We start from the raw sequence: 11,963 nt of genomic DNA on the forward strand, positions 1-11,963 counted from the left end.
TGGTTCGACCGGGCACAGGCCTTTTGGTTTCATTTTAATCGGCCACTTCCACTGGCTGAGATCAATCGCTGATTAACGGCTTGATCAGGTGTCTTTTGGCTGAAACACATGTTCATCGAACCAGTATTCTGAATGCACACCAGATTGTGCCGCTTGGATCATTTGTTTGATGCAAGAAATGGGAACTTGAACGAGTTTGCCACGGCTCTCGATTTCCATGTATTGTTCTTCGGTTTGCTCATCGGCATAAATTTTAAACAAGGGATATGCGATCGGATCACCGGCTTTGGTGTAGCTGACTTTGGTATGCAGCTCCAATGTCATTCCAAAGTCTGACACCCATGTCATGCCCATGTCTTGTTGTTCTAATCTCAAAGTTTTCATATTCAATGATTTGTTGATCCAGTCCCAATTTGGGTGTGTTGTTATGATCTCGCTGGCTGTTTGTATTCTGCAAAATGGTAATACTTTGGCCGGGTATCAAAACGCACGTGCAACCAAGCCACACCGCCTCCGGCGGTGCTGAGCCACAAGGGTTGGTCAGAGACCAATTCAAGACCCAGTGACCCAACCAACTGCCACAAAGCTTGTTGTTGATCGAGCGGTGCGGTGCGGGTAAATGAAGCCAGGTGGCAATAGTTGGCACTTGGGTCCAGATTCGAAGGAACCACCAGATGCGCATCCTTCCCCAAACTGGGAAAAGCCACCACCGACTTGGTGGCATCAGATATATACGCCTGAAATGGGCGTGGATTGGCCTGTCTTTCCAGCCACCTGTCAGCCAACACCACAAACTCAAATGTTTGGTCCAAGGTGGTCTCGGTATAAGCCGGTGTTTCCCAGCGGAATGCTTGCTGCGGCATGTCCTTCAAGACATGGATGAAAAAATCACGGAAGGCCTCATCTTTGCTGAGTGCTTCCAGCACCGCACGGTAACTCATGGCCGCATCGCCCTGCTCAATGCAGCAACGACAGCCCTGGTCCAAGATTGATTGTGTTAAGCGCCAATGCATGTTCATTCACCTGTCTACTGAAATTCGGAACCACCCAATTGCCGTATAAACCACGGATCTGGTGTTGTTTGGGTTCAAGGCTTTGTTTTCAGGTCTGTGACACCCTGGGCCCCAGCCGCATCCGGGTGCAACCCCATGATGGCATCGTGGTGTATCCGACAAACCAAGCCAGACTCTGAACCCGAGTGCGTGCCCCGGTGTTCATGGTCTTCGACACATTCGGCCAATTCAAATTGGGCCCTGAACTCATCCAATGGCAACACGGCGTTGAAATACACCCATTCACGACAATTTTTTGACCACGGTTGACCGCGATAAGTCACCTCCATGCCGGCATCAATGAGGGCTTGTTCCAACTTGATCAAGTGTTCACAGGTCATGATTCAATTCTCTCATGGATTGGTCATTTTGCCTGAAATACCACTTCTTGACCAGCCAAGAACACCCGCTGTATGGTCAGCGTGTTGTTGATGTCAACAGTGGGGTCTGCAGCCAGCACCACCAAATCGGCCTGTTTGCCCACGGTGATTGTGCCCACTTGATCAAGGATCCCCAAGGCCTCTGCGCCGTTGCGGGTTGCCATGGTCAGTATTTCAAGTGGCGGGATGCCGGCCTGTTGGTAAAGGCTCAACTCGTGATGGTACACAAAGCCGGGGGTCATCCAGGCATTGCCGACATCGGTCCCCACCCCAATCCGCACGCCCCGATCATGATGGGCTTTCAAGATGTTCAGCACCGCCGGAAAATAAATCGACGCCAACAATTCAGCCTCTTCCTCACTGTCCGGATCATACTGGGGATGGCGTTCGCGCCAACCAGCGCCCCACCAATTGTCCACCTCGGCATCGGGGGCCAAATGCACTTTGAATTGGGGCAGCAGTGACGCGTCTTTGCCCAACCCTGAAGCCTGGGTGATCGATAGGGTCGGCACCACCGTGACCTCATGCTTGATCAAAGCCGCCACCTGTGCGGCAAAACGCTCACCATTGGGTGCATCGGCATAACCCCGGTACCAGGCTGCATCGGTCGCCTCGATGGGGTTGGCCAAATTAACGATTTCATCCATTGGCGTGCCCCAACCTGAATGCACCAACATGTTGATCCCCGCATTGGCGGCTGCGGTCCAAGTGGTCTCGCCCATGTGCCCCACCACCGGCAACCCCGATTGCTCAGCAGCCGCCACGCCAGCCGCCACCAAATCAGGCGGCAGCCTTCGATAAAGCTTGATGAAATCCACCCCCGCTTTGGCTTGGGCATTGATGGCTTCCCGCATCTCATCTGCGGTGCTCACCAGCACAGATCCACCTGCAGATCTGCCATCAGTTGGCCGAAGGTTGATGCTGGCACCCGCGGTCAGCAGGCGTGGTCCCGTTAATTTTCCACGGCTGATTTGCTCACGCAGTTCAACCCCTGCCCCTGGTCGCGCCCCAGGATTCAACACCGTGGTGATGCCGTATTCCAACAGCCGATTGAGCATGGGCTGATGCACCGAAACGTACTCGGGAAAGTGCACATGCAAATCCACCAAGCCCGGCATCACATAATGGCCAGCCAGGTCGATGGTGGTTGCCTGGTCAGGTACTTGAATTTGATCGACGGGGCCCAATTGCTTGATGGTCCTGCCTTCAATGATCAAGGTTTGATTGGGTTTGGCCGGAGCACCGGTGCCATCGATGAGGGTGATGTTTTGTAACACCAAGGGCTCTTTGGCATTAACCACATTGATTGACACACCCAAGATCAAAACCAACAGCACATACAGGTTAATGCTGGGCTGACTGTAAGCTTTCACCCGGGTCAAGCCCTGCCCTATTTGCACGAATAAGCAATTCATGATCATTTCAGATTGGTTCCGCCAAGCACCTGTCTATTGTTCCACAAAATGGCCCAGTGTTCACATCTAGGACATCAAACCCTCACGGTTAACAGTGCATTCATTATACGTTTTCTGGTGCGGGTCCGATGCATTTGGCATGGCGCTCGCCATCTTCCAGCCAAAAGAACTGTTCATCGGCACTGTTTATCGACAGGGCCCGGGTTGGGCCACCGGAGCTTGACCAGCCATTGGCTCGAGCCCAGCGAATGGCTTTTGCGACGTATTTGGGACCCATTTCTGCGACCCACGGAAATGGATCAATGAACAACACAAAGGGCTTACCGGCCTTGCCAGCTGTGAACACGTCATCACTGCACCAAGGGCAATGGGCATCGTAATGCCACAAAAACGCTTCATTATCGACCACAATTTTTCGGGTGCCTTTTTTGGGCCAAGCCATGCCATGCTCCTAAATTAAAATGATGTATCCTGGTACTTTTCTGATGCAAGACACTCGATGGATTAAATTGGTTACCTGTTGGCCATCGGGTGATTGGGGTTTAATTGCAACAGGTCCCATAAGTTGCCATACAGGTCTGCAAACACGGCCACTGTACCATAATCTTGTTCCTGAGGCCCTCGCACGAAACGAATGCCATCAGCCTTCATGCGCTCGAAGTCACGCCAAAAGTCGTCGGTATTTAAGAACAGAAACACACGCCCACCGGCTTGATTGCCAATGAATTCCTGCTGCTCTGGCTTCGAAGCTTTGGCGAGTAACAGCGTGGCACCATGAGAATTTGGTGGGGCAACCACCACCCATCGCTTGTCATTTTCAGGTTGATGGGTGTCCTCAATCAGCTCAAATTTGAGTTTATTGACGTAAAAATCTATGGCTTCATCATAGTCTTTCACCACCAGTGCAATGTGGACAATGTTCTGTTTCATGGTTTGCCACCAACGTTTGATTCTTGAAAAAATTTCATTCAATAAGACCCTGCCACCAAGGCACTATAATTAATTCTCTGTCGAAGTTGAGCAACCCAAGAAAATACCCTGATTTAATGCATTTATTTTGCGTTGATTCCGCCCCGAACGGCGTTTTCGACATCATAAAATTCTTCAATGTGTCCCACATCAATCTGACCGTGATTATTAAGCAGGACTTCAACCCCGGTATGCAGGATCAATGCCCGAATCATTCTGTTCGTCACAACCAACTGACTTCGTGATGAATAATGGCCTTCACTGACCCGATAAAAATCATGGTGGTAACCAACACTCGCAACCGCCCGGGAATCTTCATTGGTGATCGGCCAAACGACCACGGTGATCCAACCATCATTGCCCGATGCTCGCCAACGAAAATCGTGACCTTCGACAGCAATCTTCCTGCTGTTTTTTTTATTGATCGCCATAGTATTTTATATGTACATTAATCAATGGGGTCTGAACAGTTGATTTTGCATGCCAATAACCACCGTATGAAATCAATTATTCTGAACCCTTTGATTTTTGCGTAATGCTTCTTAACTTCGTTCTGTTAGAGCAAGCTTGATACCAAACGAAACAAAAACCCCACCAATAAGCCTATTTAACCATAATGCTACAGATTCACTGGCCTGTATGCGTTTACTGGCAAATGCTGAAGATATGGCCAAAAGATGGCACCACAACATGCCATTAAAGTTGAAGATGCATCCAAGCATGATGAAAGCAAGGGCCTTATTGTTGGAGTCGGGAGAAATGAACTGAGGAACGAAAGCAAGAAAAAAAACTGCAACTTTTGGATTGAGGATGTTGGTTAAAAACCCTTGAATGAAAATACGCCTGTGTGACAAAAATTTTTGAGTACCAAGGTTTTTTTCAGTGTTTCTTGTTCGCTGCTTTTTACTCAGGATCAGACTGATACCAATATAAAGCAGATAAGCTGCCCCTAAAATTTTAATTACTGCAAATGCTGTACCAGAAGTAGCAAGAACTGCAGATAATCCTATTGCTGCCGCAAAAACATGTACAAAGGTTCCACAACCAATACCGAGAGCTGCTGCAGAACCTGCCCGCCAGCCTTGAGAAGCACTGCGGGCCATGATAAGTACTGAATCAGGGCCAGGAACCATATTCAACAATAGCCCCGAAATAATAAATAACCAAATATCATGAGTTCCAAACATTACCGCAATGCTCCAAGAAATTATTAATCTAATAACCTGAGGACAGGCACTTCCTAGAAGTGAAGTTCATATTCAAACTTCAACCCAACTTTATCATAATTTGCTTTCGTGTCTCTCAGTATGGATTCAAGAATTTCAAACCCTTTTTCATCCGCAGACTGAAACAAGGCACACCCAGTAAATTTTAAGACCAGGGGAAATTTGAACTTCGGGCTGGCTCCCCAAATCCCCCCGCTTTCGAGACAGCTTAAACTGTCTGCCAATGCATCCCAATTCAGTCCCCAACCTTTGCCCGAATTCAGTGCCCTGACATGATGATTTCCATCAATGCCGCCCAAACAAAATCCCTGACCTAAAAGGAACAGCAATTCATCTGATCTTTCAATGCCAGACAAATCAATTGACTTCTTTCCTCCCGCCACTATGTTCATCTCCTCACCATGTTGACTGTCTGAACCCATTTGAGCATTGAGCCGGCGGGCCGCCGGCGATCCATGGATTCTGAAACTCACCCCTGCGCCAAGGCCACATAAGCGCCGACCGGGTCCTGGATCACGGCCATGGTGGTTTGGCCGGCGTTGTTTTGGTAGGTTTTGATCAACTTGCCGTCTTTTTGTTCTACCCATTTGAGGCTGGCGTCCAGATCGCCGACCGGTAGGTAGATCAGCCACACCGGTGGCAGCGTTTGGTTGCTGCCGCTGGCGTGGCACACACCACCGCAGGCTTGGCCGTCACTGCCCAACATGTTGTAATCGGCATAGGCCTGGTCACCGTCCTGCATCGGCACATCCTCAGCCTGGCTGCCAATCACTGCTTGGTAAAAATCGCGGGTGGTCTCGGCGTTGGGCACGGTCAAATCGAGCCAGGCAATGTGACCATATGGGGCTGATTCGTCCTGGGCATAATCCGGCACCATGGCCTCTGACACCACCGGAATCAAACCAAACACCGCCCCATTGTGGTCCTGGATCACGGCCCATTGGCTCATGCCCGCATCGTCTTTGCCGTGCATCAATTCGGTGCCACCCAGCTTCACGGCTTGGTGGGCGCTTTGCGCCACATCAGCCACTTGAAAATGCGGCATCCACTGCACCGGCAGCCCAGCATAATCCGGGCTTTGTGGGCCCAGACCGATGACCGGGGTGCCCTGGTTGTTCATCAAGTCGGCTTGCCACAAGGGTTCCTCTCCGGTGGTCAAGATCTGCGCGTAGAACTGCACCATCTCGGCATGGCGGGGAATGGCGATGTCAGCACTCATCACGGCGCCGATGCGGGGTTTGAATGGGTGGTTCACGCGGTACTCCGGTTCATGACTTCAACCATTTTAGCAAACACCGGGTTCAAGCTCAGGCTTTTGTTGACCGCTCAGTCCAGACGGATCTTCAAGCCCAATACATTTTTCATGTGCAGCAGGGCTTCGGCATTGCCCAGGGCGTCATCGACGGGGTGGTGGCTGTGTTCGGTTTTCCGAAGGTGCTTGAAATTTTTGAAGGTGTCTTGCACCAGGCCTTTGTACAAGGAGCCCAGGTTACTGGAACTGAAGCCAAAGGGGTTGTCACCGACAAAGTGATGAAAATACCAGTTGATGAATTGCCAGTCAAAACCGTTGTTGTCACTGAAAAACAACGGTCTGCCATTGCTGTTGCTGTGCAGCCAGTCGGCAAATTCTTGCATCACTGTTTTGGGCTCTGGAAAGGCCATGGTTTCTTCTCGCGTGTGACCGGAAACCGCCAAGGCATCGGGCAACCACAGGTCGCTGATCGGCCGCAACTGGCCATAAAATGTTTTGTCCAACCGCTCATCGACCACCACGGCGCCGAAGGAAACCATCGAATAATCGCCCGGAATCGGGCCATCGCTTTCAATATCCACCATGATCACAGACATCACAGTTCCTCAAATGTTGGCATTTTTGTCTCGAAACATGTGTTGGCATTTATGAAATCAATATCATCACTTGTTGTGTGATGCCGACTTAAACGCGGTCTTGAATGGCCACAATTGTGCCTTCATCACCTGGTGTTTGACGGCGGGGTCTTGTTGCATGATCAACAGGGCTTCGGCTTCGCTGTTGGCTTCCAGCAGCACGATGCCAAAGGTCTCTGGGCTGGTGTCTTGGGTGCGGCCGGCCAACTGTACGGTGCCTTGTTGGGCCAGCTCAGCCAAATACCGCCCGTGTTCCTCCAGCACAACGGCTTCCTCGGTCGTCGGTCCTGCGACCAGGATGTCTGGTCGATTCAGCTGTAAGCGGTAAATGAATTCAGGCATGACCCGTCCCCATCATCGGCTCAAGCACATTCGTCTTTGAATGGATTCAACAGCTCACCGGTCGGTGGCGCGAAAGGTTGTTTGAAGGTGAAGGCGGCGTAGGTGGGGCCATTGCGGCGCAGCAGTTCCAAGCGGATTTTGGCTTCGTCCAAAGAGGGAATGCGACCCGCTTCGATCCACCACAACACCATATGGAAGTCCAACTTATCAAACCACTCTTTGCGGCGGCGCATGATCTGCTTATGCTCATCATTGCGGTAGACAAATTTGACCAGCGATTGAATGTCGGTCCAGACCGACAAGTTCACCGCAATCAGCGGATCGGCAAAGGCCTGCACATCCAGTGCGTCATTGCCCTCACCGGTGAAACGCCAGACGAAACCCGGCTGGGACTCAGCGATGGCATTGACCCGGTCCAGGTTGTTGACGAAATCGGCATTGGCCGGGTGTTCTTGGGGCAGTCGGAATTGAGCGATGTTGAGTTGAGCCAGTTGGTATTGCATGGTGGTTCCTGATGGGTTCATGCATTGATCATACCCACAAGGGTGTGGCGCCGTCAAAACAAAAGCCATTTGAATGCGACATCAGGTCTGAACCACACGTTGAACCGCACAATTGAAGCAGCCCGGCATGGCATTGTGCAGGTGCAGGTATTGGACCGCTGGGTTGTGCCATTGACGGTGGATGGTTTGGGCCAATTCAACCCCTTCAATCACCGTTGCTGCGATCATCATGTGGGACGCGTCATAGGCCCGCACCGACAACAAACGGTGCCGCAACATGGCCGGTATTTCATTGATCTCAGGCTGGGCTTGAACCGCCTGTTGCCGCACAAAGATGGGCCCCGAAGCCCGGTACGGTGAGGTCACGTCGTGGTGGGTGTAAGGCAAAGCCAACACCTGTTCACCCAGCTGAGCATCTGTCAAGGACACCCGACAGGGGTAACCGGGCGAGGCCTCAGCGGTCAACCAGCGGGCCCCACGCTGCCGCAGCTCGTCGGGGTTCAAGTCGAACCAGGGCAGGAATGGATCAATCGGTAAGGCCTGGATTTGGAAGTCTGTGATCATGGTCAATTAGGCTGTTAAAAACACCATGATACAGATGGACGCCGGCCAAGCTGGCCAGATTCGGCAACTTGGTTTTCAGTCTGGGCCAAGAGCTGATTAAGTTCAAACGGTCGATCAGACGCGGTGTGTTTTGATCAACGCAAGACAAAACTCATGTCACAACAAGCCACAGGTGTTGGTTCATTGGCCAGACAATCCCCTTATTCAACGGGCCCTTTGAATGTTCGAAGCCATGCATCACGGGTCAAATTTCCAAGTGCGCTCACTCACACAAATGGCATTGATGCCTTTTTTGTGGCAGGCTCGAACCACATCAGGGCTGTCATCAAACATCAATGCAACTTGTTGTTCCAGACAAACGGTTGATTTCCAACCCGGAACATCAACGATCCACTCGTCCGGACAGCAAAATATTTTCAAGGTATCGGGTGAGCGATGTAAACACTCACAGGCTTCAGCTGTCGTCAAATCATCATTAACAGTAACAATGATGACCCGCTCAAATCGCTCAGCCAAAACTTTGAAAGCCAACGGATAGTCACTGGTGGTTTCTTCCCAGTCCAAGGCCAGAACTGACTGCGTTGAAATCGCTTGATTTCTTGGATATTCAAAATACATGACTCAATTCTTTCGATTCACCAGCAATTATTATAGACCACCGGCGTGGGGCCCACCCATTAAGCCATGTTTCATCAATCACTTGCCCCCTCGATCAACCTGAACTCATGGTTGGAATCTAAATTTATAAGTCAATGATCACCCTGAAGCAGCGGTCAATGAATGATGCGGTTCGTCGCCGTTGATGACATGAATTTCAATGGTTGTCCCAATAATAAGCCACTTGTGAAAAATCCAGGTTGGCCAAGTCTTGTCGCCGAATGAAGAAGGTGGCCGTACCGCCATCACCCCACATGATGTCTTCATTGCCGACCGAGGCACTTTCGATGTTCAACAACACCAACCAGTCTTCATCCAACATGTCCATGGTTCTGGGGTCTTCCTGCACAAAGCGACCATAGCCACCGATCTTAGCCACCGCATCAGGCATCAAGTACCGATAAAAAGCATCCAACACCTCCCAGCCCAAGTCCTCGTGTTGGTCATAGAATTCATCATCAGTTTGGCCCACAAATTGCGCAAATCGGTAATCCTCGGCATTGACCCATTCAGTCGCCAACTCAAAATGCAGTTTCATGGGGCCGGTGATGGGCATGTCATCGCCCCGGTAAGCTGACTGGGCATCACTGACTGGACCATTCACCAATTCATGTGGGAAATACAGGACTTTGAAATAATCTTGGCGGTGCAGTGACTGGAAATAAGCGGCCTGCTCAAATGGCCGTCCACGGTAACTGTTCATGCCCCACACGTGGTGTTGATTGATGCCTGGGTCGATGTGAATTTGCAGAATGCCTTGGCTGGGGTAGCCTGGTAAGCTGGGCATGTCAGCCCAGTTGATCTGGGCCAACAAGGCCAAGCGTTCGCCATCCTTGTTCAAGGGATGTTCATGGCCGGCCGGTAAAAATGCTTGGCCGCGGAATTTGCTGTCGGTGGGTTGAAGATCGGTGGCGATTTCAGGGATCACCTTGACATAATTGCGTTCTGAGCGGGCCAATGAGTCGCGGTATTGATTGAATTCGGGGGGCAGCTCGACGGCTTTGACCGGTTGCTTTACCGTGACAGGGCTGGTCGGCGGTTCATTGATGTCATTTGTCCCATCATCACAGGCAGCCAAACCCATTAACATGAGAGCCACGATCACCCGGTGGATGGATGCTGACAACTTTGTACTCAGAATCAACCAATTGAATTTCATGGTGTGTGATCCTGCAAATCACACCGAGCCCAAAGGACAGCCGATGCGAAAGCGGTTGTCATCCAGGTCTGCAACCAGCATCTCGCGCATGCCCCATGAGTAATCTTCAGGACCTTCGATGATGTTGGCTCCTGACTTTTTGTATTCTTCATGGATGGCCTCAAAATCGGCCATGTTCTCTACATTCAAAAACATCCAGGCACCGGGTTTGCCTTGGTCTTGTTCACAGAGAAACACACTGACATGTCCGCGGCAGACGCAAGCGAATGTCGGGTGGTCAGGTTGTTCAAAAGAAGTTTCATCTGACCAAGACCAGGAGACCTCAAAACCCAGCACTTGCTCATAGTGCTTGAGACTGTTGGCCACGTTGTCTACGCACAGGATGGGCGTGACCCAATTGAATCCGACGGACTCTTTCATGTTTAATTCCAGCTTTGGCTCACAGCCATCATATCACCGATTGCCCCGTTTTCAGTTTCACCAATTTCTGCATGAAACGCGCCAAATGCGGATCGGTGTCATCCGGCAGTGCCGAGTGGTGAAACCATTGATACCCCAAAAACTCGCTGTGATCAAGGCGCAGTGCCAGCGACCGATCCCCTTTGAGGGCATACCAGATGGAGACATCGGTGTGACCGGCCGTGAGGCCCACTGTCTCGGTCTGGGTCAACAACACCGGTTGCTCTGTGATGAATTCGGCGGTGATGCCCAACTCTTCTTGGGCCTCTCGCCGGGCCGTGGTGCGGGGGTGTTCACCGGGCTCCACATGACCCCCGGTTGGCAGCCACTTTTGTGCATTGATGTGATCCACCAACAACACATACTCGCCATCCACCACCGGAAAATAAGCCACCAAATGGACCGGCGGGGTCGCCGGCTTTTGCAGCCGACACAATTCAGCACCTGAATCGATCCAGGCCAAAACACCTACGATGGTTTTATGTTCCAGTACATCCAACGGCTCAATGGCGGCGATTTCCTGTCGAATTTGCTTTTTCATGCGCTGGTTTTGTGAGAACGAGTTGAGGTGAGATTAAGCATGGATGTCATTGAACCATGCTCCCAATGATCAATCAATGGCCAAGTCGATCATAAGCAAAATTTAACAGGGTTCTGATATGATGTAACTGCTTGGACTTACTTATCATCAAACATGGAAACAGTCGCACCAAAGTTACTATGGCTCCTGATCCTGCTGTTCCAGGGTCAATTGGCAGAAGCACACAACAATTCAGAGGCCTTCCTGAGCTTGGAAATCACTTCCAGGGAGTTTGCCGATGGCATCGCTCCAGATGAAAGCGGAACACTGAATATTCACATCACCAATCAGGGCTCTGCTCCAAATGAAGGTCAGATTTTTATTTCGATTGGACACAACGTAACTCATGATCTGCAGGTTTTGTATCAAGTTTTAATGGGTTCCACCCCTGACCCCAGTTGTCAAATTTACTGGCCTCATATTGACCCGAGGCCACCAGTTGATGACATAATGATTTTGCACTTTTTTACTGTGGACGCAGGAATTGGCGTGGGCGAAACCTATTCATGTGGCATCGACATCACTTTTACCGACCCTGGCATGATTGAAACCGTTTGGTTCATCCATAATCTGACTCCCGATGGTTGGGTTACACAAGAAGTGCCCTTTGTATTTCGCGGACAACCAATAGCCGTACCTTTAACACTGACAGGAATCATGCTGTTGGTCGTGCTGATAGGGGTGTTTGGAATGATCAGTCACCAGAGGAAAAATTGCCTTGAGTTTGGTACCTGATCAAAGGAGAAACAGTTCTGATTGCTAAACAGTCA

At 50.7% G+C, this 11,963-nt stretch carries 19 protein-coding genes; 1 reads left to right on the forward strand and 18 read right to left on the reverse strand.

Annotation, left to right across the window (positions count from 1 at the left end; all coding sequences use genetic code 11):
- Positions 1–84: 84 nt before the first annotated feature.
- From K7G70_RS08500 to K7G70_RS08585, 18 genes are all read right to left on the reverse strand, one after another.
- Positions 85–384 carry a hypothetical protein gene (locus K7G70_RS08500; RefSeq protein WP_223788194.1) on the reverse strand — a complete coding sequence of 100 codons (300 nt, stop codon included), beginning with the start codon at positions 382–384 and terminating at the stop codon, positions 85–87.
- Between the two features lie 41 nt (positions 385–425).
- On the reverse strand, positions 426–1,013 hold the full coding sequence (locus tag K7G70_RS08505) for a DUF6940 family protein (protein WP_223788195.1): 588 nt from the start codon (positions 1,011–1,013) through the stop codon (positions 426–428).
- Positions 1,014–1,087: 74 nt separating this feature from the next.
- Positions 1,088–1,393 carry a hypothetical protein gene (locus K7G70_RS08510; RefSeq protein WP_223788196.1) on the reverse strand — a complete coding sequence of 102 codons (306 nt, stop codon included), beginning with the start codon at positions 1,391–1,393 and terminating at the stop codon, positions 1,088–1,090.
- A 23-nt stretch (positions 1,394–1,416) separates the two neighbouring features.
- Positions 1,417–2,847, reverse strand: a complete 1,431-nt coding sequence (locus K7G70_RS08515; protein ID WP_223788197.1) for an amidohydrolase family protein — start codon at positions 2,845–2,847, stop codon at positions 1,417–1,419.
- Positions 2,848–2,950: 103 nt separating this feature from the next.
- Positions 2,951–3,289: a hypothetical protein gene (locus K7G70_RS08520; protein WP_223788198.1), complete on the reverse strand. Its 339-nt coding sequence runs from the start codon at positions 3,287–3,289 to the stop codon at positions 2,951–2,953.
- A 71-nt stretch (positions 3,290–3,360) separates the two neighbouring features.
- Positions 3,361–3,777: a VOC family protein gene (locus tag K7G70_RS08525; protein ID WP_223788199.1), complete on the reverse strand. Its 417-nt coding sequence runs from the start codon at positions 3,775–3,777 to the stop codon at positions 3,361–3,363.
- A 122-nt stretch (positions 3,778–3,899) separates the two neighbouring features.
- Entirely contained in the window at positions 3,900–4,247 is a 348-nt protein-coding gene (locus K7G70_RS08530; RefSeq protein WP_223788200.1) for a hypothetical protein, read from the reverse strand.
- Positions 4,248–4,358: 111 nt separating this feature from the next.
- Positions 4,359–5,003, reverse strand: coding sequence for a LysE family translocator (locus tag K7G70_RS08535; RefSeq protein ID WP_223788201.1), 645 nt, complete (start codon positions 5,001–5,003; stop codon positions 4,359–4,361).
- Between the two features lie 53 nt (positions 5,004–5,056).
- Positions 5,057–5,434: a barstar family protein gene (locus tag K7G70_RS08540; protein ID WP_223788202.1), complete on the reverse strand. Its 378-nt coding sequence runs from the start codon at positions 5,432–5,434 to the stop codon at positions 5,057–5,059.
- 77 nt (positions 5,435–5,511) lie between these two features.
- The gene (locus K7G70_RS08545; protein WP_223788203.1) at positions 5,512–6,297 is read right to left on the reverse strand and encodes a VOC family protein; all 786 of its coding nucleotides are present in this window, start codon (positions 6,295–6,297) and stop codon (positions 5,512–5,514) included.
- Positions 6,298–6,368: 71 nt separating this feature from the next.
- On the reverse strand, positions 6,369–6,890 hold the full coding sequence (locus tag K7G70_RS08550; RefSeq protein WP_223788204.1) for a 3'-5' exonuclease: 522 nt from the start codon (positions 6,888–6,890) through the stop codon (positions 6,369–6,371).
- Positions 6,891–6,956: 66 nt separating this feature from the next.
- Positions 6,957–7,271 carry a YciI family protein gene (locus K7G70_RS08555; protein ID WP_223788205.1) on the reverse strand — a complete coding sequence of 105 codons (315 nt, stop codon included), beginning with the start codon at positions 7,269–7,271 and terminating at the stop codon, positions 6,957–6,959.
- 20 nt (positions 7,272–7,291) lie between these two features.
- Entirely contained in the window at positions 7,292–7,795 is a 504-nt protein-coding gene (locus K7G70_RS08560; RefSeq protein ID WP_223788206.1) for a DUF3291 domain-containing protein, read from the reverse strand.
- A gap of 60 nt (positions 7,796–7,855) precedes the next feature.
- The gene (locus K7G70_RS08565; RefSeq protein ID WP_223788207.1) at positions 7,856–8,338 is read right to left on the reverse strand and encodes a DUF1203 domain-containing protein; all 483 of its coding nucleotides are present in this window, start codon (positions 8,336–8,338) and stop codon (positions 7,856–7,858) included.
- Between the two features lie 237 nt (positions 8,339–8,575).
- Positions 8,576–8,956, reverse strand: coding sequence for a hypothetical protein (locus K7G70_RS08570; RefSeq protein WP_223788208.1), 381 nt, complete (start codon positions 8,954–8,956; stop codon positions 8,576–8,578).
- Between the two features lie 196 nt (positions 8,957–9,152).
- On the reverse strand, positions 9,153–10,154 hold the full coding sequence (locus K7G70_RS08575; protein ID WP_223788209.1) for a YwqG family protein: 1,002 nt from the start codon (positions 10,152–10,154) through the stop codon (positions 9,153–9,155).
- 18 nt (positions 10,155–10,172) lie between these two features.
- On the reverse strand, positions 10,173–10,574 hold the full coding sequence (locus K7G70_RS08580) for a glyoxalase superfamily protein (protein WP_223788210.1): 402 nt from the start codon (positions 10,572–10,574) through the stop codon (positions 10,173–10,175).
- A gap of 28 nt (positions 10,575–10,602) precedes the next feature.
- Positions 10,603–11,154, reverse strand: coding sequence for an NUDIX domain-containing protein (locus K7G70_RS08585; RefSeq protein ID WP_223788211.1), 552 nt, complete (start codon positions 11,152–11,154; stop codon positions 10,603–10,605).
- A gap of 153 nt (positions 11,155–11,307) precedes the next feature.
- On the opposite strand from K7G70_RS08585, the gene K7G70_RS08590 reads away from it, so the two are divergent.
- Positions 11,308–11,928, forward strand: a complete 621-nt coding sequence (locus tag K7G70_RS08590) for a hypothetical protein (RefSeq protein WP_223788212.1) — start codon at positions 11,308–11,310, stop codon at positions 11,926–11,928.
- Positions 11,929–11,963: the final 35 nt, after the last annotated feature.

The sequence above is a fragment of the Marinicella meishanensis genome (assembly GCF_019931145.1).
In the GTDB taxonomy this organism is placed as follows: domain Bacteria; phylum Pseudomonadota; class Gammaproteobacteria; order Xanthomonadales; family Marinicellaceae; genus Marinicella; species Marinicella meishanensis.

What these genes read in the sequence shown, in the direction of transcription:
- K7G70_RS08500 (WP_223788194.1), bottom strand. Translation starts at nt 384, where the DNA reads ATGAAAACTTTGAGATTAGAACAACAAGACATGGGCATGACATGGGTG.
- K7G70_RS08505 (WP_223788195.1), bottom strand. Translation starts at nt 1,013, where the DNA reads ATGCATTGGCGCTTAACACAATCAATCTTGGACCAGGGCTGTCGTTGC.
- K7G70_RS08510 (WP_223788196.1), bottom strand. Translation starts at nt 1,393, where the DNA reads ATGACCTGTGAACACTTGATCAAGTTGGAACAAGCCCTCATTGATGCC.
- K7G70_RS08515 (WP_223788197.1), bottom strand. Translation starts at nt 2,847, where the DNA reads ATGAATTGCTTATTCGTGCAAATAGGGCAGGGCTTGACCCGGGTGAAA.
- K7G70_RS08520 (WP_223788198.1), bottom strand. Translation starts at nt 3,289, where the DNA reads ATGGCTTGGCCCAAAAAAGGCACCCGAAAAATTGTGGTCGATAATGAA.
- K7G70_RS08525 (WP_223788199.1), bottom strand. Translation starts at nt 3,777, where the DNA reads ATGAAACAGAACATTGTCCACATTGCACTGGTGGTGAAAGACTATGAT.
- K7G70_RS08530 (WP_223788200.1), bottom strand. Translation starts at nt 4,247, where the DNA reads ATGGCGATCAATAAAAAAAACAGCAGGAAGATTGCTGTCGAAGGTCAC.
- K7G70_RS08535 (WP_223788201.1), bottom strand. Translation starts at nt 5,003, where the DNA reads ATGTTTGGAACTCATGATATTTGGTTATTTATTATTTCGGGGCTATTG.
- K7G70_RS08540 (WP_223788202.1), bottom strand. Translation starts at nt 5,434, where the DNA reads ATGAACATAGTGGCGGGAGGAAAGAAGTCAATTGATTTGTCTGGCATT.
- K7G70_RS08550 (WP_223788204.1), bottom strand. Translation starts at nt 6,890, where the DNA reads ATGTCTGTGATCATGGTGGATATTGAAAGCGATGGCCCGATTCCGGGC.
- K7G70_RS08555 (WP_223788205.1), bottom strand. Translation starts at nt 7,271, where the DNA reads ATGCCTGAATTCATTTACCGCTTACAGCTGAATCGACCAGACATCCTG.
- K7G70_RS08560 (WP_223788206.1), bottom strand. Translation starts at nt 7,795, where the DNA reads ATGAACCCATCAGGAACCACCATGCAATACCAACTGGCTCAACTCAAC.
- K7G70_RS08565 (WP_223788207.1), bottom strand. Translation starts at nt 8,338, where the DNA reads ATGATCACAGACTTCCAAATCCAGGCCTTACCGATTGATCCATTCCTG.
- K7G70_RS08570 (WP_223788208.1), bottom strand. Translation starts at nt 8,956, where the DNA reads ATGTATTTTGAATATCCAAGAAATCAAGCGATTTCAACGCAGTCAGTT.
- K7G70_RS08575 (WP_223788209.1), bottom strand. Translation starts at nt 10,154, where the DNA reads ATGAAATTCAATTGGTTGATTCTGAGTACAAAGTTGTCAGCATCCATC.
- K7G70_RS08580 (WP_223788210.1), bottom strand. Translation starts at nt 10,574, where the DNA reads ATGAAAGAGTCCGTCGGATTCAATTGGGTCACGCCCATCCTGTGCGTA.
- K7G70_RS08585 (WP_223788211.1), bottom strand. Translation starts at nt 11,154, where the DNA reads ATGAAAAAGCAAATTCGACAGGAAATCGCCGCCATTGAGCCGTTGGAT.
- K7G70_RS08590 (WP_223788212.1), top strand. Translation starts at nt 11,308, where the DNA reads ATGGAAACAGTCGCACCAAAGTTACTATGGCTCCTGATCCTGCTGTTC.